Annotated in this window: 17 protein-coding genes and 1 tRNA gene; 8 read left to right on the plus strand and 10 right to left on the minus strand. The window is 59.8% G+C overall.

The genetic code is table 11. From position 1 onward, the window contains the following. The first annotated feature begins 194 nt into the window (after positions 1-194). The 6 genes from gcvH (at position 195) to PSFL_RS21990 (ending at position 7,349) form a co-directional block, all read left to right on the plus strand. A complete protein-coding gene (gcvH, locus tag PSFL_RS21965; RefSeq protein WP_057440003.1) occupies positions 195-578 on the plus strand; it encodes a glycine cleavage system protein GcvH in 384 nt (127 codons plus the stop codon). Between the two features lie 10 nt (positions 579-588). Further along, positions 589-3,438 (plus strand): aminomethyl-transferring glycine dehydrogenase, encoded by a 2,850-nt coding sequence (gene gcvP, locus PSFL_RS21970; RefSeq protein WP_273865545.1) that lies wholly within the window; start codon positions 589-591, stop codon positions 3,436-3,438. 184 nt (positions 3,439-3,622) lie between these two features. Next, positions 3,623-4,999, plus strand: coding sequence for an L-serine ammonia-lyase (locus tag PSFL_RS21975; RefSeq protein ID WP_057960516.1), 1,377 nt, complete (start codon positions 3,623-3,625; stop codon positions 4,997-4,999). Between the two features lie 39 nt (positions 5,000-5,038). After that, positions 5,039-6,163, plus strand: a complete 1,125-nt coding sequence (gene gcvT / locus PSFL_RS21980; protein ID WP_169959664.1) for a glycine cleavage system aminomethyltransferase GcvT — start codon at positions 5,039-5,041, stop codon at positions 6,161-6,163. Positions 6,164-6,551: 388 nt separating this feature from the next. Then, on the plus strand, positions 6,552-6,764 hold the full coding sequence (locus tag PSFL_RS21985; protein WP_029241865.1) for a cold-shock protein: 213 nt from the start codon (positions 6,552-6,554) through the stop codon (positions 6,762-6,764). Between the two features lie 96 nt (positions 6,765-6,860). Beyond that, complete coding sequence (locus tag PSFL_RS21990) at positions 6,861-7,349, plus strand: RDD family protein (protein WP_029300279.1); 489 nt, start codon at positions 6,861-6,863, stop codon at positions 7,347-7,349. 135 nt (positions 7,350-7,484) lie between these two features. On the opposite strand, the gene nadA is transcribed toward PSFL_RS21990, so the two are convergent. Beyond that, positions 7,485-8,543: a quinolinate synthase NadA gene (gene nadA / locus PSFL_RS21995; RefSeq protein ID WP_029300280.1), complete on the minus strand. Its 1,059-nt coding sequence runs from the start codon at positions 8,541-8,543 to the stop codon at positions 7,485-7,487. A gap of 220 nt (positions 8,544-8,763) precedes the next feature. Continuing rightward, complete coding sequence (locus PSFL_RS22000) at positions 8,764-9,654, minus strand: LysR family transcriptional regulator (protein ID WP_057440005.1); 891 nt, start codon at positions 9,652-9,654, stop codon at positions 8,764-8,766. A gap of 108 nt (positions 9,655-9,762) precedes the next feature. On the opposite strand from PSFL_RS22000, the gene lldD reads away from it, so the two are divergent. After that, complete coding sequence (gene lldD / locus PSFL_RS22005) at positions 9,763-10,905, plus strand: FMN-dependent L-lactate dehydrogenase LldD (protein WP_120734006.1); 1,143 nt, start codon at positions 9,763-9,765, stop codon at positions 10,903-10,905. A gap of 10 nt (positions 10,906-10,915) precedes the next feature. On the opposite strand, the gene PSFL_RS22010 is transcribed toward lldD, so the two are convergent. Together PSFL_RS22010 and PSFL_RS22015 are read right to left on the minus strand one after the other, a co-directional pair. Further along, positions 10,916-11,608: an RES family NAD+ phosphorylase gene (locus tag PSFL_RS22010; protein ID WP_057444165.1), complete on the minus strand. Its 693-nt coding sequence runs from the start codon at positions 11,606-11,608 to the stop codon at positions 10,916-10,918. Further along, on the minus strand, positions 11,602-12,006 hold the full coding sequence (locus PSFL_RS22015) for an antitoxin Xre-like helix-turn-helix domain-containing protein (protein ID WP_057440007.1): 405 nt from the start codon (positions 12,004-12,006) through the stop codon (positions 11,602-11,604). The genes PSFL_RS22010 and PSFL_RS22015 overlap by 7 nt, the downstream gene beginning before the upstream one ends. Before the next feature lie 206 nt (positions 12,007-12,212). Between PSFL_RS22015 and PSFL_RS22020 the strand changes: the two genes are divergently transcribed. Further along, positions 12,213-13,019 carry a hypothetical protein gene (locus PSFL_RS22020; RefSeq protein ID WP_397470483.1) on the plus strand — a complete coding sequence of 269 codons (807 nt, stop codon included), beginning with the start codon at positions 12,213-12,215 and terminating at the stop codon, positions 13,017-13,019. 223 nt (positions 13,020-13,242) lie between these two features. Here PSFL_RS22020 and PSFL_RS22025 read toward each other — a convergent pair. The 6 genes from PSFL_RS22025 to tolB all read right to left on the minus strand — a co-directional run bounded on the left by PSFL_RS22025 (position 13,243) and on the right by tolB (position 17,553). Continuing rightward, positions 13,243-13,318: transfer RNA gene (locus tag PSFL_RS22025), tRNA-Lys, on the minus strand. 63 nt (positions 13,319-13,381) lie between these two features. Then, positions 13,382-14,071: a 7-cyano-7-deazaguanine synthase QueC gene (gene queC, locus PSFL_RS22030; RefSeq protein WP_057960521.1), complete on the minus strand. Its 690-nt coding sequence runs from the start codon at positions 14,069-14,071 to the stop codon at positions 13,382-13,384. A gap of 1 nt (position 14,072) precedes the next feature. Continuing rightward, the gene (gene queE, locus PSFL_RS22035; RefSeq protein ID WP_057441364.1) at positions 14,073-14,720 is read right to left on the minus strand and encodes a 7-carboxy-7-deazaguanine synthase QueE; all 648 of its coding nucleotides are present in this window, start codon (positions 14,718-14,720) and stop codon (positions 14,073-14,075) included. A gap of 165 nt (positions 14,721-14,885) precedes the next feature. Continuing rightward, positions 14,886-15,710 (minus strand): tol-pal system protein YbgF, encoded by an 825-nt coding sequence (gene ybgF / locus PSFL_RS22040; RefSeq protein ID WP_057445194.1) that lies wholly within the window; start codon positions 15,708-15,710, stop codon positions 14,886-14,888. Between the two features lie 6 nt (positions 15,711-15,716). Next, complete coding sequence (gene pal / locus PSFL_RS22045; protein WP_029300299.1) at positions 15,717-16,217, minus strand: peptidoglycan-associated lipoprotein Pal; 501 nt, start codon at positions 16,215-16,217, stop codon at positions 15,717-15,719. Between the two features lie 55 nt (positions 16,218-16,272). Further along, a complete protein-coding gene (gene tolB / locus PSFL_RS22050; protein ID WP_154220440.1) occupies positions 16,273-17,553 on the minus strand; it encodes a Tol-Pal system beta propeller repeat protein TolB in 1,281 nt (426 codons plus the stop codon). Positions 17,554-17,559 lie beyond the last annotated feature (6 nt).

A 17,559-nucleotide genomic window follows, 5' to 3' on the forward strand; every position in this document is an offset into this window, starting at 1 on the left:
AGGCTTTGATCCAAATAGGCTTTTTTTCCACTGTCGATCCGTAGCGATTTCGCTACAGGGCGTGTCCCTCACTCACCACCACATATCTATAAACAATTGATTAATAACAATAAATTTATATTGGCCGCATTTTTGCTAAGGACTCTCCCATTCCAATCCCGTCCACCAGACGATTCTGGCCCTGAGGAGTTTCCATGAGCGAATTGCGTTTTACTGAAGATCACGAATGGCTGCGTGCCGAAGCTGACGGCAGCGTCACCGTAGGTATTACCGCGTTCGCGCAAAACGCCCTGGGTGATGTGGTTTACGTGCAACTGCCGGAGTTGCAGGCCTACGAGCAGGGCGCCGAAGCCTCCACTGTGGAATCGGTCAAGGCCGCCAGCGGCGTGTACATGCCCCTGACCGGCGAAGTGCTGGAAGTCAACGACCAGCTCAGCGAAAGCCCGGAACTGGTCAACGAAGACCCGACGGGCGAAGGCTGGTTCTTCCGCTTTAAACCGGCTGACGCCGATGCAGTAGCTAAGCTGTTGGATCAGGATGCGTACGACCGCCTGATCAAAGCCAACGCTGAAGCTTGAGGAGCGCGCCATGAGTATCAACCTGAGCACCGCCAACGAATTTATCGCCCGCCACATCGGCCCGCGCCAGGACGACGAGCAACAGATGCTCGCGACCCTGGGTTTTGACTCCCTGGAAGCCTTGAGCGCCAGCGTGATCCCGGAAAGCATCAAGGGCACCGCCGTGCTGGGCCTGAGCGACGGCCTGAGCGAGGCCGATGCACTGGCCTCGATCAAGGCCATCGCCGCCAAGAACCAACTGTTCAAGACCTACATCGGCCAGGGCTATTACAACTGCCACACGCCGTCGCCGATCCTGCGCAACCTCCTGGAAAACCCGGCCTGGTACACCGCCTACACGCCTTACCAGCCCGAGATCTCCCAAGGCCGCCTGGAAGCGCTGCTGAACTTCCAGACCCTGATCAGTGACCTTACCGGCCTGCCGATCGCCAACGCATCCCTGCTCGACGAAGCCACTGCCGCCGCCGAGGCCATGACCTTCTGCAAGCGTCTGAGCAAGAACAAGGGCAGCAACCAGTTCTTTGCCTCCGTGCACAGCCACCCGCAGACCCTCGACGTGCTGCGCACCCGTGCCGAGCCGCTGGGCATCGAGGTGGTAGTGGGCGACGAGCGTGAACTGACGGATGTCAGCCCGTTCTTCGGCGCACTGCTGCAATACCCGGCCAGCAACGGTGATGTGTTCGACTACCGCGCACTGACCGAGCGCTTCCACGCCGCCAACGCCCTGGTGGCCGTGGCCGCCGACCTGCTGGCCCTGACCCTGCTGACCCCACCGGGTGAGTTCGGTGCCGACGTGGCCATCGGCAGTGCGCAGCGCTTCGGCGTGCCGCTGGGCTTTGGTGGCCCGCACGCCGCTTACTTCTCCACCAAGGACGCGTTCAAGCGTGACATGCCGGGGCGTCTGGTCGGTGTGTCCGTAGACCGTTTCGGCAAGCCGGCCCTGCGCCTGGCCATGCAGACCCGCGAGCAACATATCCGCCGCGAAAAGGCCACCAGCAACATCTGCACCGCCCAGGTACTGCTGGCCAACATTGCCAGCATGTACGCGGTGTACCACGGCCCCAAAGGCCTGGTGCAGATCGCCACGCGCATTCATCACCTGGCCGCAATCCTCGCCAAAGGCCTGGGTGCCCTGGGCCTCAAGGTTGAACAAGAGACGTTCTTCGACACCCTGACCCTGGCCACCGGCGCCAACACTGCGGCCCTGCACGACCAGGCCCGTGCCCAGCGCATCAACCTGCGCGTCGTGGACGCGGCACGCCTGGGCCTGTCGGTGGATGAAACCACCACCCAGGCCGATATCGAAACCCTGTGGAGCGTGTTCGCAGGCGGTAAAGCCCTGCCGGACTTCGCAGCCCTCGCCGCCAGCGTCGACAGCACTCTGCCGGCCGCGCTGCTGCGCCAATCGCCGATCCTCAGCCACCCGGTGTTCAACCGCTATCACTCGGAAACCGAGCTGATGCGCTACCTGCGCAAGCTGGCCGACAAGGACCTGGCGCTGGACCGCACCATGATCCCGCTGGGCTCGTGCACCATGAAGCTCAACGCTGCCAGTGAAATGATCCCGGTGACCTGGGCCGAGTTCGGGGCCCTGCACCCGTTCGCCCCGGCCGAGCAAAGCGCCGGCTACCTGCAACTGACCACTGAACTGGAAGCCATGCTCTGCGCGGCCACCGGCTACGACGCCATCTCCCTGCAGCCGAACGCCGGTTCCCAGGGCGAGTACGCGGGCCTCTTGGCGATCCGTGCCTATCACCAGAGCCGTGGCGAAGAACGCCGCGATATCTGCCTGATTCCTTCGTCGGCCCACGGCACCAACCCGGCCACCGCCAACATGGCCGGCATGCGCGTCGTCGTCACCGCGTGCGATGCCCGTGGCAACGTGGACATCGAAGACTTGCGCGCCAAGGCCATCGAGCACCGCGAGCACCTCGCCGCGCTGATGATCACCTACCCGTCGACCCACGGCGTGTTCGAGGAAGGCATCCGCGAAATCTGCGGGATCATCCATGACAACGGCGGCCAGGTGTATATCGATGGCGCCAACATGAACGCCATGGTCGGCCTGTGCGCCCCGGGCAAGTTCGGCGGCGACGTGTCGCACTTGAACCTGCACAAGACCTTCTGCATCCCCCACGGCGGTGGCGGCCCGGGCGTTGGCCCGATTGGCGTCAAGTCGCACCTCACGCCATTCCTGCCCGGCCACGCGGCCATGCAGCGCAAGGAAGGCGCAGTCTGCGCAGCGCCATTTGGCAGTGCGAGCATCCTGCCGATTACCTGGATGTACATCAGCATGATGGGCGGTGCGGGCCTCAAGCGCGCTTCGCAGCTGGCGATCCTCAATGCCAACTACATTTCCCGTCGCCTGGAAGAGCACTACCCGGTGCTGTACACCGGCAGCAACGGCCTGGTGGCGCACGAGTGCATCCTGGACCTGCGCCCGCTCAAGGACAGCAGCGGCATCAGCGTGGATGACGTGGCCAAGCGCCTGATCGACTTTGGTTTCCATGCCCCGACCATGTCGTTCCCGGTGGCCGGCACCTTGATGATCGAGCCGACCGAAAGCGAATCCAAGGAAGAACTGGACCGCTTCTGCGACGCCATGATCGCTATCCGCGAGGAAATCCGCGCGGTGGAAAACGGCACGCTGGACAAGGACGACAACCCGCTGAAAAACGCGCCGCACACGGCAGCTGAAATCGTCGGTGAATGGAGCCACCCGTACAGCCGTGAACAGGCGGTGTATCCGGTAGCGTCGTTGATCGAAGGCAAGTACTGGCCGCCGGTCGGCCGGGTCGACAACGTGTTTGGCGATCGCAATCTGGTGTGTGCGTGCCCGTCGATCGAGAGCTACGCGTGATCTGACTGAAGAGACGCAGTCAGTGTAGGAGCTGGCTTGCCTGCGATAGCCTCACCTCGGCGCCACTGATAGACCGAGGTGTCTGCATCGCAGGCAAGCCAGCGCCTACACAAGCCCGGCTCCCACAGTGATCGCATTGCGCAGAACAGCTTGCTTCCAATAATAAGAAACCGGAGAACAACTCATGTCTTTAAGCGTGTTCGACCTGTTCAAGATTGGCATCGGCCCCTCCAGTTCCCACACCGTTGGCCCGATGCGTGCCGCCGCCCGCTTCGCCGAGGGCCTCAAGCGGGACGACCTGTTGCACGCCACCACCTGCGTCAAGGTGGAACTCTACGGTTCACTCGGCGCCACCGGCAAAGGCCACGGCAGTGACAAGGCCGTGCTGCTGGGCCTGGAAGGTGAACACCCGGACACCGTCGACACCGAAACCGTGGCCGCACGCCTGGTGCAGATGCGCGGCGACGCTCGCTTGAACCTGCTCGGTGAACACAGCATTGCGTTCAACGAGAAAGAACACCTGGCGATGATTCGCAAACCCCTCGCCTACCACCCCAACGGCATGATCTTTCGTGCGTTTGACGCAGCCGGCATCCAGATCCGCAGCCGTGAGTACTACTCGGTGGGCGGTGGTTTTGTGGTGGATGAAGACGCGGCCGGCGCCGACCGGATAGTCGAAGACGCCACGCCCCTGACCTTCCCTTTCAAGCACGCCAAGGATTTGCTTGGCCATTGCACCACCTATGGGCTGTCCATCAGCCAGGTGATGCTGACCAACGAAAGCGCCTGGCGCCCGGAAGCCGAGACCCGCAGCGGCCTGCTGAAGATCTGGCAAGTCATGCAGGACTGCGTGGCGGCCGGCTGTCGCAATGAAGGCATCCTGCCCGGAGGCTTGAAGGTCAAGCGCCGTGCGGCCGCGTTGCATCGCCAGTTGTGCAAGAACCCGGAATCGGCGCTGCGCGACCCGCTGTCGGTGCTGGATTGGGTCAACCTGTATGCCCTGGCGGTCAACGAAGAAAACGCCAACGGCGGGCGCGTGGTCACGGCGCCCACCAACGGTGCCGCCGGGATTGTGCCGGCGGTGTTGCATTACTACATGCGCTTTATCCCCGGCGCCAATGAGGACGGGGTGGTGCGCTTCCTGCTGACCGCCGCGGCCATCGGCATCCTCTACAAAGAAAACGCCTCGATCTCCGGGGCTGAGGTCGGCTGCCAGGGCGAAGTGGGCGTGGCCTGTTCCATGGCCGCCGGAGCCTTGTGTGAAGTGCTGGGCGGCACCGTCTCCCAGGTGGAGAACGCCGCCGAAATCGGCATGGAGCATAACCTCGGCCTGACCTGCGACCCAATTGGCGGCCTGGTGCAGGTGCCCTGCATCGAGCGCAATGCCATGGGTTCGGTGAAGGCGATCAATGCGGTGCGCATGGCCTTGCGCGGTGATGGGCAGCACTTCGTGTCCCTCGACAAGGTGATCCGCACCATGCGCCAGACCGGCGCCGATATGAAAAGCAAATACAAGGAAACCGCCCGTGGCGGTTTGGCCGTCAACATTATCGAGTGCTGATGCTTATAAACGCGCCAGCACGTTTTTCAGGAGCTGAATATGTCCACCGAAACCCTGTTGAAAACCCCGCTGCACGCCCTGCACCTTGAACTGGGCGCACGCATGGTGCCGTTCGCCGGTTATGACATGCCGGTGCAATACCCCCTGGGCGTGATGAAAGAACACCAGCACACCCGTGAACAGGCCGGGTTGTTTGATGTGTCGCACATGGGCCAGATCCGCCTGACCGGGTCCAACGCCGCCAAGGCCCTGGAAACCCTAGTGCCGGTGGATATCATCGACCTGCCCGTGGGCATGCAGCGCTACGCCATGTTCACTAACGACCAGGGCGGCATCCTCGATGACCTGATGGTCGCCAACCTGGGTAACGACGAGCTGTTTCTGGTGGTCAACGCCGCCTGTAAGGATCAAGACCTGGCGCACCTGCGCCAGCATCTGGGCGACCAATGCCAGATCGAGCCACTGTTTGAAGAACGTGCCCTGCTGGCCCTGCAAGGCCCGGCAGCGGTGAAAGTGCTGGCGCGCCTGGCGCCGGAAGTGACCAAGATGACCTTTATGCAGTTCGCACCCCTGCGCCTGCTGGGGGTCGAGTGCTACGTCAGCCGTTCCGGCTATACCGGCGAAGACGGTTTTGAGATCTCGGTGCCTGCGGCCAGTGCCGAAAGCCTGGCCCGTAGCCTGCTGGCCGAAACTGAAGTCGAAGCTATCGGCCTCGGCGCCCGCGACTCCCTGCGCCTGGAAGCCGGGCTGTGCCTCTATGGCCACGATATGAACACCGAGACCACGCCGATTGAAGCCAGCCTGCTGTGGGCGATTTCCAAGGCCCGTCGCGCCGATGGCGCGCGTGCCGGGGGCTTCCCGGGGGCAGATCGGATTTTCACCCAGCAGCAAACCGGCGTCAGCCGCAAACGCGTTGGCCTGCTGCCCCAGGAACGCACCCCGGTCCGTGAAGGCGCCGAGATTGTCGATGAACACGGTACCGTGATCGGCCGTGTGTGCAGCGGCGGCTTTGGCCCGAGCCTCGGCGGCCCGCTCGCCATGGGCTACCTCGACACGGCCTTTACCGCGCTGGAGAGCGAAGTCTCTGCATTAGTGCGTGGGAAAAAGGTGCCACTTCGTGTAAGTAAAATGCCATTCGTGCCACAACGTTACTACCGTGGCTGATCGACTGTTCCTATAAGTAACGCGGTTGTGTTCATTTGCACTAATCTGTAACGCAACCGCCATAAAACAGTGCACTGACGATAGTCAATGTTATATCGATTAACCTATAACAAGTGACCCACGCTATCGAATAACACAGTGCCGCAATGTTGACCGAAGTGTCATGAAGGCGAGTAAATACGTGGCTTGCAGAGGGCTTGTTTTTTCTGTGTTAGTTGTCGTAGAGTTTGCCCACTGTGTTTGCATGGGTCGCTTTGAACCTGGACCTGGGCAGTAGCCAAAGTTTGCTACAACCCGTTCGACGTCTCTTACTTTCCTGCAACCCAGCCCAGTACTCTTTCAGGTGAAAGGGGCTGTCATTAATTTTTAGCGTCAAGGAAATAAGAAAATGGCTGAACGTCAGAGCGGTACCGTCAAGTGGTTTAACGACGAGAAAGGTTTTGGTTTTATCACTCCAGAAAGCGGTGCGGATCTGTTCGTGCATTTCCGCGCTATCCAGGGCAACGGTTTCAAGAGCCTGAAAGAAGGCCAGAAAGTGACCTTCATCGCCGTGCAGGGCCAGAAAGGCATGCAGGCTGACGAAGTACAAGCAGAAGCCTGATCCTTACTGCGACAAAAAGCCTCTGATGGTGACATCAGAGGCTTTTTTATGTGCGTTTGTCCGTAAAATGGCTTTTTTCCTCCAGAGAGCCGAGCCATGTCGAAACACCTGCTAAGCCCCCAAGGCGAATTCCCCGCCGTTGGCCTGGGCCGTCGTCTGGCAGCGATGTTCTATGACTTCCTGTTGTGTACCGCCCTGCTGATCGTCACCGCCTTCCTCTATAAGCTGGTGTGGATTGCCTTTGTCGGTGAAGCGAAGATGCGCACGCTCTCGGAGTCCGGCGCCCTGGACGGTGATCCGTTGCTGTCGACGATTCTGTTTTTTGTGCTGTTTGGCTTCTTCGCCAAGTTCTGGACCCATTCCGGACAGACCCTGGGCATGCAGGTGTGGGGCGTACGTGTGCAGAATGCGGACGGCTCGCGCATCAGCCTGTGGCAGGCGCTGTTGCGTTTTGTGGTGTCGATTGCGTCGTGGTTGTGCGCGGGGCTGGGGTTTATCTGGTCGCTGGTGGACAAGAAACAGCGGGCCTGGCATGACATCTACTCGGACACGCAATTGGTGCGGATCCCGAAGAAAAAGAAATAGCCCCAGGCCAATAAGATCCAAATGTGGGAGCGGGCTTGCCCGCGATGGCGGTGTGTCAGTCACTACATGTGCAGACTGATCCACCGCTATCGCGGGCAAGCCCGCTCCCACATTTTTTGCTGCATCAGCCGTGGATCAGGCGTTGCCCGCCAGCTTCAGGCGGGCCGCCTGGGTAAAGTCCAGCATGCGCTTGAGTGGGCGCACGGCATGGGGGATCAAGGACGGCTCGACAAAGATCTCGTTGCTGCCTTCCCGCAGGCATTGCAACGTGCGCTCCAGGGTATTCATCGCCATCCACGGGCAGTGCGCACAACTGCGGCACGCCGCGCCGTTGCCGGCGGTTGGCGCTTCGACAAACACCTTGTCCGGGCACAGCTGCTGCATCTTGTAGAAAATGCCGCGGTCAGTGGCGACGATAAACGTCTTGTTCGGCAAGCGCTGCGCCGCCGCAATCAACTGGCTGGTGGAACCCACTGCATCGGCCAACTCGATGACCGAGGTCGGTGACTCCGGGTGTACCAGGATCGCTGCGTCCGGGTACAGCGCCTTCATGTCTTCCAACTGCTTGGACTTGAACTCCTCGTGGACGATGCAGGCACCGTCCCACAGCAGCATGTCGGCACCGGTCTGGCGCTGGATATAGGTGCCCAGGTGCTTGTCCGGGCCCCAGATAATGGTCTCGCCGTTATCCATCAGGCTTTCGACGATTTCCAGGGCGCAACTGGAGGTCACCACCCAATCGGCACGGGCCTTGACCGCCGCCGAGGTGTTGGCATACACCACCACGGTGCGTTCCGGATGCTGGTCACAGAACGCCGAGAACTCTTCCACCGGGCAACCCAGGTCCAGGGAGCATGTGGCTTCCAGGGTCGGCATCAGGATGCGCTTTTCGGGGGTGAGGATTTTCGCTGTCTCGCCCATAAAGCGCACGCCGGCGACCAGTACGGTCTTGGCCGGGTGGGCGGCGCCGAAGCGGGCCATTTCCAGGGAGTCGGAAACACAGCCACCGGTTTCTTCGGCCAGGGCCTGAATCACCGGGTCACAATAGAAGTGCGCCACCAGCACCGCGTCTTGAGCCTTGAGCTCGGCAGCAATGGCAGAACGTAAGCTTGCCTCTTGCTCGGCACTGAGCACCTTGGGCTGCTTGGCATCGAGGTGGGCTTGGACCAGAAGGCGTTCGGAAATTTGCGTCATGTTCGCAAGACCTGCAGGCGCAGTTGCGCGAAAGTCGAGTGTACCACCGGCTCCGGAGCCCTTCGGGCGCCGCCGGACGAAGTGATTGTGTTCATCAAGCACGGGTTAAGGTGAAGCTGCGCAAGGCTACAGAATATCGAATGGATTCAAAAGCCTAATATGCCGCAAAACGCCTACCCGGCGGGAGCATACGGGTGATATCCCGCGACATTGGCATCGTTTAGGGCGCAGGGACATTGCCCATTTCCCTGGCCAGGTCCAACCAGGCTCGTGCAGCCGGCGGCAGATGAGCATTGCGCCGCCAGGTCAAAGCAATATGCCAGTCGGTCTGAGGCTCATCCAGGGCAATCAGGGCAATGCCGGCATGCAAGTGTTTGTAGGCCAGCATGCGCGGCAGGAAGGCGACTCCCAGGCCCGCGCCCACCAGGTCGACGATAAAGTCGATCTGGGCGCTGCGCACCGAAACCTTCGGCGATACACCACGACGCTCGCAGGCGGAAAGAATGATGCGGTTCAAGGCAAAACCGGCTTCGAACAGTATGAATGGCGAGTCGGACAGGTCGGAAAAATCCACACTCTCACGCCCGGCCAATGGATGGCTGCTGGGCAGGACGACCATCAGCGGCTCGACGCGCACGTCCTGATACTCAAACTCGCCCTCCACCGGCACCAGTAGCGCAGCCACATCCACCTCCCCCGCTTGCAGGCACTCGCCCAGCTTCTTGCTACCGTGCTCGATCAGCTCAATCTCTATCTGTGGGTAACGCTGGCGGTACACTGCAAACATCGCCGCAAACAATTCACCACTGCCCACCGGCGGCAAGCCAATGCGCAATACGCCACGCTTGAGCCCCAGCAGGTCGTTGATCTCGGCGACCAAGTCACTGCGCTCGGCGAGCAACACCAGGGCGCGGCGGTAGGCAATTTCACCGGCTGCTGTCAGTTCGCTCTTATGGCCGATACGACTGAACAACGGCGTGCCCAACTCTTCTTCAAGGGTCTTGACCGCTTTGCTGACGCTCGATTGGGTAAGCGAAACCATCTCGGCCGCCTGTGAGAAACTGCCTTGGCGCACCACTTCGACAAAGGCTCGCAGCGTTCGCAGGTTCATGACTATTCCATTTGCGACTTGAATGAAGTTGTAAAAGTTGTTTTTACCATGAAATGCCTTTGACTATCCTCCACCCACCGTTTTCTTTATTCCGGGGCCTCACTGTTCATGATCATTTCGTCCGCATCGGATTACCGCGAAGCCGCACGCCGCAAACTGCCGCGTTTCCTGTTCGACTATATTGACGGTGGCGCGTACGCCGAGCACACCCTCAAGGCCAACAGTTCGGACCTGGCAGACATCAGCCTGCGCCAGCGTGTCCTGCGCAACGTCGAAAGCCTGAGCCTGGAGACCACGCTGTTCGACCAACCGCTGGCGATGCCGGTGGTCATGAGCCCGGTAGGCCTGACCGGCATGTTTGCCCGACGCGGGGAAGTCCAGGTGGCCAACGCGGCGGCCAATAAAGGGGTGCCGTTTTGCCTGTCGACCGTGTCGGTGTGCCCGATCGAGGAAGTAGCGTCGCAGACGGCGCAGTCGATCTGGTTTCAACTGTATGTATTGAAAGACCGCGGCTTCATGAAAAACGCCCTGGAGCGTGCGCAAGCCGCCGGGGTGAAAACCCTGGTGTTTACCGTCGACATGCCCACCCCCGGCGCCCGCTACCGTGATGCCCACTCCGGCATGTCCGGCCCGTACGCCGCCCAGCGGCGCATGTTGCAGGCCGTGACCAAACCGGCCTGGGCTCTTGATGTAGGGCTGATGGGCCGCCCCCACGACCTGGGCAATATCTCCAAATACCTGGGCAAGCCGACCCACCTTGAAGACTACATCGGCTGGCTCGCTACCAACTTCGACCCCTCCATCAGCTGGAAAGACCTGGAGTGGATCCGCGAGTTCTGGAAGGGCCCGATGATCATCAAGGGCATCCTCGACCCACAGGACGCCAAGGACGCGGTGAGTTTCGGCGCCGACGGCATCGTCGTGTCCAACCACGGCGGCCGCCAGCTCGATGGTGTGTTGTCCACCGCCAAGGCTCTGCCTGAGATTGCCCAGGCGGTTGGCAGCGACCTCACGGTGCTGGTGGACTCCGGGGTGCGTTCGGGGCTGGACGTGGTGCGCATGCTCGCCCTCGGCGCCCGTGGCGTATTGCTGGGACGAGCGCCTGCTTATGCGCTGGCTGCCGATGGCCAGCGCGGTGTAGAGAATCTGCTGGATATCTTTGCCAAGGAAATGCGCGTGGCCATGACCCTGACCGGGGTTACGTCGATTGCGCAGATTGATGAGTCAATCCTGGTGCGCGGGCAGATCTGACCCGCCAGCCTCAGGCTTCGCTGATTTTGCTGACACTGGTGATCTGTCCATTCCAGACCATCTCGTAATGGGCGGCCTGGACAATCGACGACACCGGCCTGGGTGTCAGCAACGCCCAGCAGTGATCGCCTTCTGAGCGCACCGACAGGTAACGAAGGCCGGGACAACCGGCCTTCTTTAGCGCGCCCCCCAAGCGCTGGGCGTAGCTGTAGTCGTCAGGGTCGTAGATCGGATCGCTCATCGGCACCGACGTCGCATCCTTCATGGCGTCGCCGGCAAAGGTGCAAGACAGCCCCCGGAAAACAAAGCGCTCATAGTTAAGGCCATGAACTCCGGACCAATACTGGTTCTGGTGATAACGCACTTCTGCCAGTGCCGTCTCGACCGTGGCCGCCAGGTACAGCACGCCAAAATCACCCGCGCTGAAACGCGATCCGGCCGGATTGACGTGGGTGAACGGGGCAATGGCGTAGGAACATCCCACAATCCCGAAGGGGATTTCCCTACGGGGTATCAGCTCGATCCGACCGACCTCATTGCCCAATCGTGGGTTGGTCAGGGCCTGGATCTGATAGAGCGCCTCAAACTCGTCGGCATCCGCCACATCGTCAAACAACGCAATCGGCGGGAATTTGGAATTGACCAGGCGATAGGCGTGCAACGGCCCGCTGGGCAAATCGCCCAACTGGCTCACCTTCACCATTGCGCACCACGCAACACGTCAATACGGCGGAAGGTCTCGTACAGGGAAATCATATCGCCCTGGGCCATAACCTCGAGGGGCGAGCGCCCGTTGAAAAACGCATTGTCGTTGGCCATCGCCGCAAAGCCGTACACGTTCTCGGGGTTATCGAACACCATGCGCAGCGTGGCGTGGATGTTCAGCACAAAACTGATGCGCTGCATCTGGTCGGCATCCAGGCTCACCGACCACGCGGCATCGCGCTGCCGCGCACGGGTATAAGTGCTGCGCGAGATACGCAGGATGCGACAGGCCTGGTCGCTGCTGGCCTGCCATTTTTCCAGGATGCCCACGGCCGCCCGGAGTCCGGCGACACATTGCTCCCGGGTGAAGGGCTGTGCTTGAAGGGCTAGGCTCATGGTTGCCACCTCGGAATTAATCTATAGATTCAAATATAGACAATATGAGTCTACAGAGCAAACCAGCGTTGGATAAACGTCAGCTATTACAACCAAAACCATCAGCAGTGTGGTTTTTGTATTTCGAATCGCACTTTACCGCCTGATGGGTGAGAATGGTTCCCGTCTACCTCTTCCCAATCTCTTTGTGCACGAGCCCCCAAGAAATGGAATTCAACGCGCCTTCTTCGTCCCGCTGGCTCCTGGCCTTGTTCGGTGCAAGCCTGCTGTCACTGTCCGGCTGCCAGAGCCACACCCCCGAACAGGCGGCAGCCTCAGCGGCAGCACAGCTGCAACAAAAAGACGAAAAATTCGTCACTACGTTCCAAACGATATTGCGCGGCTATGCCCTGGCCGCCAATGAACAGGAACTGACGGGGGTGATGAATATGATCCTGACCGTCGATGCGCAGAACCACGTAGTGGACTGCTCAGCCCAACGCGGAACCCTGCTGCCCAACGAGGGCCAGAACAACCTGCGCCAGGCCAAGCTGGCCAAATTGGTCACCGAACTGTGCTGGACCACCTTGTTTCCCGAAGTCTCGCCCAAGGTCTTCGCCGATGCCAAGGACACCCAAAAGATTATCGCCCCCATGGTGTTCACCCCTCTGATTGGGCTTTCGGAAGAACAGCAACAACTGCAGAAAAAGCGCATCGACCTCTACCAGCAGATCCGCTTCTTCCGTGAGCAATTGTTTGTCGGGCATGACCCCCAGAGTATTGGCGTCGCGAGCTTCCACTTCATCGCCGATGCCCAGGGCAAAGTGAGTGAGTGCATGGTCAACCTGAATCAAAGCCCGTACCGCTCACAAGGCTTCAAGGTAGATAGCGCGTTGCAGCAGCGCCTTGTCACGCAGTGCAAACGACTGGACTTGCGACAGATGCCGGGGTTTGCCAACTACCCTCAAGGCCTGCCCCAGGGTTACGTGGAGGTGGACTACAGCCCTTGGATGAATGGAGCCAAGCAACTTTGAGCCTAGGGTTGGGGCGCGGTTCAGGGGCAGCCGAAGCCCATCTTCAGCCGATCGACATCAACCCACCCACGAAATGAATGGTCGCCGCAGACGGCTGCATGTCTAACCGGCAAGCAGCACGTCACGCTCCCAGAGAGCCCTGCGCGTGCTTTTGCACCAGGCAAAAAAAAACCCGGAAATCCTCACTTGCGTGGGCCTTCCGGATTTTCTAAACCGCCAAAAATGGTGGGTCGTGTGGGATTCGAACCTACGACCAATTGGTTAAAAGCCAACTGCTCTACCAACTGAGCTAACGACCCGCTGTGTGGTGGCGCGTATAATACTGATTTCTAAGGATTATTCAACACCTTATTTTAAATAAATCAGAAATAACGCGTTGGGTCAGTAATTCCGGCCGCTTGGAAGCCTTCAGCGCGCAGGCGGCAGCTGTCACATTTCCTACAGGCACGACCATCATTGTCCGCCTGGTAGCAGGAAACAGTCAGCGAGTAGTCGACACCCAGCCTTACACCCGCCTTGACGATATCCGCCTTGCTCAGGTTTTGCAGCGGCGCCTGGATACGGAAGCCGTGGCCTTCTACGCCGGCCTTGGTCGCCAGGTTGGCCATACGCTCGAACGATTCGACGAACTCTGGGCGGCAGTCCGGGTAGCCGGAGTAGTCCACCGCGTTGACGCCGATAAAGATGTCACGGGCGTTGAGCACTTCTGCCCAGCCCAGGGCCAGCGAGAGGAACACGGTGTTACGGGCCGGCACATAGGTGACCGGAATGCCCTCTGTGGGCGCCTCAGGCACGTCGATGGTGTTGTCGGTCAAGGCCGAGCCGCCAATACCATTGAGGTTCAGGCCGATTACCTTGTGCTCCACCACGCCGAGGTCGCGAGCAACCCGGGCGGCGGCGTGCAACTCGGCATGGGAACGCTGGCCGTAGTCGAAGCTCATGGTGTAGCAGCTGTAACCCTCGGCACGGGCCATCGCCACCACGGTGGCGGAGTCAAGGCCGCCGGACAGCAGGATTACCGCACGTTTTTGATCAGTCGTTTGTTCAGTCATTTCAGCGTCCCGGCTCGTCATTCCAAAGGTATTTATGCAGCTGCAATTGCAGGCGCACCGGCAGGTTGTCCGCAACCACCCAATCAGCGAGGTCGCGAGCGTTCAAGTCATGGTGGCTTGGAGAGAACAACACCTCGCCGGCGCGTCGGTCCAGGCCGTACTGGATCAGCTTGGAGTTGGCCCAGTCATAGTCGTCCCGCGAACAAATGACGAACTTGACCTGGTCGTTGGCCGTCAGCAGCTCGATGTTCTCATAACGGTTGCGATGCGCCTCCTTGGAGTCCGGGGTTTTCAAGTCAACCACTCGGCTGACGCGAGGATCGACCGCGGAAATGTCCAGGGCACCACTGGTTTCCAGCGACACTTCGTAACCGGCGTCACACAGCTGCTTGAGCAAAGGAATGGCATTGGGCTGGGCCAGGGGCTCGCCGCCTGTCACGCAGACGTAGCGCGGCCGGAAGCCTGCAACCTGCTCCAGGATGTCGTCGAGGGTACGAATGGTGCCGCCGCTGAAGGCGTAGGCGCTGTCACAGTACTGGCAGCGCAACGGGCAGCCGGTGAGGCGCACAAATACTGTGGGCAGGCCGGCAGTGCGCGTTTCACCCTGTAACGAGTAAAAAACTTCGGTGATGCGTAATGTGTCTTGCATAGTCGCCACGGGCGTAACAGCTAAACAGGCTGTCCGCCTCCGTCAGGCACTTCATGGGATCCCGGCAAAGCGTGAACCCCAAAAAGCGTATTTCATAAAAGGGCGTGGATTCTAACGAAAAAACCCGCGACAGGCGCGGGTTTCTTCCAAGCGGGACAGCAGTGCTTACAAACGCTGCAAATCGCGCTGAGCCAACTGGGCAGCAGAGGTCCCAGGATATTGGGCCACTACTTGCTGCAGAATGCCTTTGACCTTGTCGGTATGACCCAGGCGGCGCTCTACGTCAGCCAGTTTGTACAACGAATCAGGCACCTTGGCATGCTTGGGGTAAAGCTGGCTGACCTTGGCAAACGCCTGGCCTGCACCTTGCAAATCACCCTTGGCCAGGTTGACCTCACCCAACCAATACTGGGCATTGCCCGCGTACTGGCTGTTTGGATAACGTCCCAGGAAAGCGGTGAACGCTTTGCTGGCCTTGTCGAAGTCCTTGGCTTTGATCAGGTCGAAGGCTGCATCGTAATACAGCTTTTCCTTGGCCGGATCAGCCGGTTCGCTGCTGGCTGCAGGGGCCTGTGCGGCGCCTGCGGCTGCACCACCGGCGGCGCTTGCAGCGCCACCGGCAGAAGAATTCTCAGGAGTCGCGGCAGGTGTAACGCCGGTTCCTATACGCCGATCAAGATCCTGGTATCGCTCCAGGCCTTCTTGCTTCAGGCGGTTCACTTCATTTTGCAGAACCTCAATCGCACCTTGTTGCTGTGCCAATTGATCCTGCATGCGTTGCAGCTGGTTAAACAGCTCGCCCTGTGCCGAGGGAGCGGCAGTAGCTGCTCCCCCTGCATAGGCGCCGTTCGTGCCATAACCTGCTGGTGGATAACTACTCCCACTATTGTTATAGCCAGAGTTGCTATCTTCCACGGGAACCGCAGCCCACACCGCAAGCGGTGCGAGGCTGAGAGCCAATACGGTTACTACACGACGGCACGTTCGCATGACGAATTACTTACGCAGTTCGACGCGACGGTTTTGAGCCCAGGATTGCTCGTCGTTGCCGGTAGCAACTGGACGCTCTTCACCGTAGGAAACCAGTTCCAGCTGAGCTGGGGAAACACCTTGCAGTACCAGGTAGCGCTGAACGGCTTTCGCACGACGCTCGCCCAGTGCCATGTTGTACTCACGAGTACCACGTTCGTCGGTGTTGCCTTCCAGAACAACGCGAGCGCCGTTACCTTTCAGGTCTTTCGCGTGAACGTCCAGAGCGCGCATGGCTTCTGGCTTCAGGTCCGAACTGTCGTATTCGAAGTAGAAAGTGGTGATTGCGCGCAGAGCAGCTTCTTCGCTCAGGGAGCCGTCAACTGCACCAGTGTTAGCGCCGTAACCAGCGTTTGGATCAACAGCTGCGCCTTCACCGGCATTGTCGCCGCCTTTAGACGAGCAACCAACGGCTACGGACAGAGCCAGAGCCAGAGCAGCAAACTTACCAAACTTCAGCATTTCCATCGTGAAACTCCTAATGAACCCCAGTGTGTTAAGTACTTCTTTTTGTAGCGCCGCGTCAGTTCAGGTAAGGGGACCAGGATGGTTCTCTGACTTCGCCTTGTGCGGTAGGAAGCGGGAGCCTTACGCGTCCATTAATGGACACGAGCATCAAGACTCCCCGGCCCTGCTGGCGGGTGGCGTAGATTACCATGGTGCCGTTGGGCGCAACAGTAGGCGACTCATCAAGAGTGCTATCTGTGAGGATTTTTACGCTTCCGCGCTGCAAATCCTGGGCCGCCACCTTGAAATTAGTGAAACCATCCTGGCGATGAATCATTACCAGGGTCTTTTCATCAGCCGAAAGCTTCGGATTGGCGTTGTAGTTACCGATAAAGGTCACACGCTCCGCACCACCACCGCCAACACTGCTCTTATAGATCTGCGGTTTGCCGCCACGGTCTGAAGTGAAGTAGATGGTCGAACCATCCTTGCCCCAGAACGGTTCGGTGTTGATGCCAGGACCGGAAGTGACGCGGGTGATCTGGCGCGAACCAAGGTTCATCACGTAGATATCCGGGTTACCGTCCTTGGACAGCACGAATGCCAGGCGATTGCCATCCGGCGACCAGGCTGGCGCGCCGTTCAGGCCTTCGAAGTTGGTGATCTGCTCACGGCGACCGGTATCAATGTGCTGAACGAAGATGCGCGGACGCTTCTGTTCAAACGACACGTAGGCGATACGCTTGCCATCCGGGGCAAAACGCGGCGACAGGATTGGCTCGCGCGATTGCAACAGAGTCACTGCACGGGCACCGTCGTAGTCCGAACGTTGCAGGGTGTAGCGGGTGTTGTTCACCGAGAAACGCTCAGCCGTCACGTACAGGATGCGGGTGGAGAACGCACCTTTGATACCGACCAGTTTCTCGAACGATTGGTCGGCGATGTAGTGCGCCATGTCCCGCAGTTGGTCGACGCTGCCCGACACGCTACCGGTCAGCACTTGCTGCTCGGTGGCCACGTTGAACAGGGCGTATTGCACCTGCAAGCGACCGCCTGCTGGAACGATGCTACCTACCATCAGGTACTGGGCGCCCAGGGCTTTCCAGTCACGGTAGATCACTTCGCTGCCTTGGGTCGGCTGGCTGATCATGTTCTGTTTCGGAATTGGCGCGTAGTAACCCGAGTTGCGCAGGTCATTACCAATGATTTCCGCCATATCGTCCGGCAGCACGCTGCCGCCCTGCCAGCCAAACGGTACAACCGCAATCGGAGTGGCCCGATCGCTACCACTGGTTACCAGGATGTTCTTTTCATCCGCCGCCGCTATCCCTGCCATGCAGCAAATAACGACAAGCATTCCTCG

The sequence above is a fragment of the Pseudomonas sp. DD1 genome (assembly GCF_044510355.1).
Lineage (GTDB): Bacteria > Pseudomonadota > Gammaproteobacteria > Pseudomonadales > Pseudomonadaceae > Aquipseudomonas > Aquipseudomonas shahriarae.

Bases quoted from the DNA above. Each gene is read 5' to 3' on its own strand.
- gcvH (WP_057440003.1), top strand. From the start codon at position 195: ATGAGCGAATTGCGTTTTACTGAAGATCACGAATGGCTGCGTGCCGAA.
- gcvP (WP_273865545.1), top strand. From the start codon at position 589: ATGAGTATCAACCTGAGCACCGCCAACGAATTTATCGCCCGCCACATC.
- PSFL_RS21975 (WP_057960516.1), top strand. From the start codon at position 3,623: ATGTCTTTAAGCGTGTTCGACCTGTTCAAGATTGGCATCGGCCCCTCC.
- gcvT (WP_169959664.1), top strand. From the start codon at position 5,039: ATGTCCACCGAAACCCTGTTGAAAACCCCGCTGCACGCCCTGCACCTT.
- PSFL_RS21985 (WP_029241865.1), top strand. From the start codon at position 6,552: ATGGCTGAACGTCAGAGCGGTACCGTCAAGTGGTTTAACGACGAGAAA.
- PSFL_RS21990 (WP_029300279.1), top strand. From the start codon at position 6,861: ATGTCGAAACACCTGCTAAGCCCCCAAGGCGAATTCCCCGCCGTTGGC.
- nadA (WP_029300280.1), bottom strand. From the start codon at position 8,543: ATGACGCAAATTTCCGAACGCCTTCTGGTCCAAGCCCACCTCGATGCC.
- PSFL_RS22000 (WP_057440005.1), bottom strand. From the start codon at position 9,654: ATGAACCTGCGAACGCTGCGAGCCTTTGTCGAAGTGGTGCGCCAAGGC.
- lldD (WP_120734006.1), top strand. From the start codon at position 9,763: ATGATCATTTCGTCCGCATCGGATTACCGCGAAGCCGCACGCCGCAAA.
- PSFL_RS22010 (WP_057444165.1), bottom strand. From the start codon at position 11,608: ATGGTGAAGGTGAGCCAGTTGGGCGATTTGCCCAGCGGGCCGTTGCAC.
- PSFL_RS22015 (WP_057440007.1), bottom strand. From the start codon at position 12,006: ATGAGCCTAGCCCTTCAAGCACAGCCCTTCACCCGGGAGCAATGTGTC.
- PSFL_RS22020 (WP_397470483.1), top strand. From the start codon at position 12,213: ATGGAATTCAACGCGCCTTCTTCGTCCCGCTGGCTCCTGGCCTTGTTC.
- queC (WP_057960521.1), bottom strand. From the start codon at position 14,071: ATGACTGAACAAACGACTGATCAAAAACGTGCGGTAATCCTGCTGTCC.
- queE (WP_057441364.1), bottom strand. From the start codon at position 14,720: ATGCAAGACACATTACGCATCACCGAAGTTTTTTACTCGTTACAGGGT.
- ybgF (WP_057445194.1), bottom strand. From the start codon at position 15,710: ATGCGAACGTGCCGTCGTGTAGTAACCGTATTGGCTCTCAGCCTCGCA.
- pal (WP_029300299.1), bottom strand. From the start codon at position 16,217: ATGGAAATGCTGAAGTTTGGTAAGTTTGCTGCTCTGGCTCTGGCTCTG.
- tolB (WP_154220440.1), bottom strand. From the start codon at position 17,553: ATGCTTGTCGTTATTTGCTGCATGGCAGGGATAGCGGCGGCGGATGAA.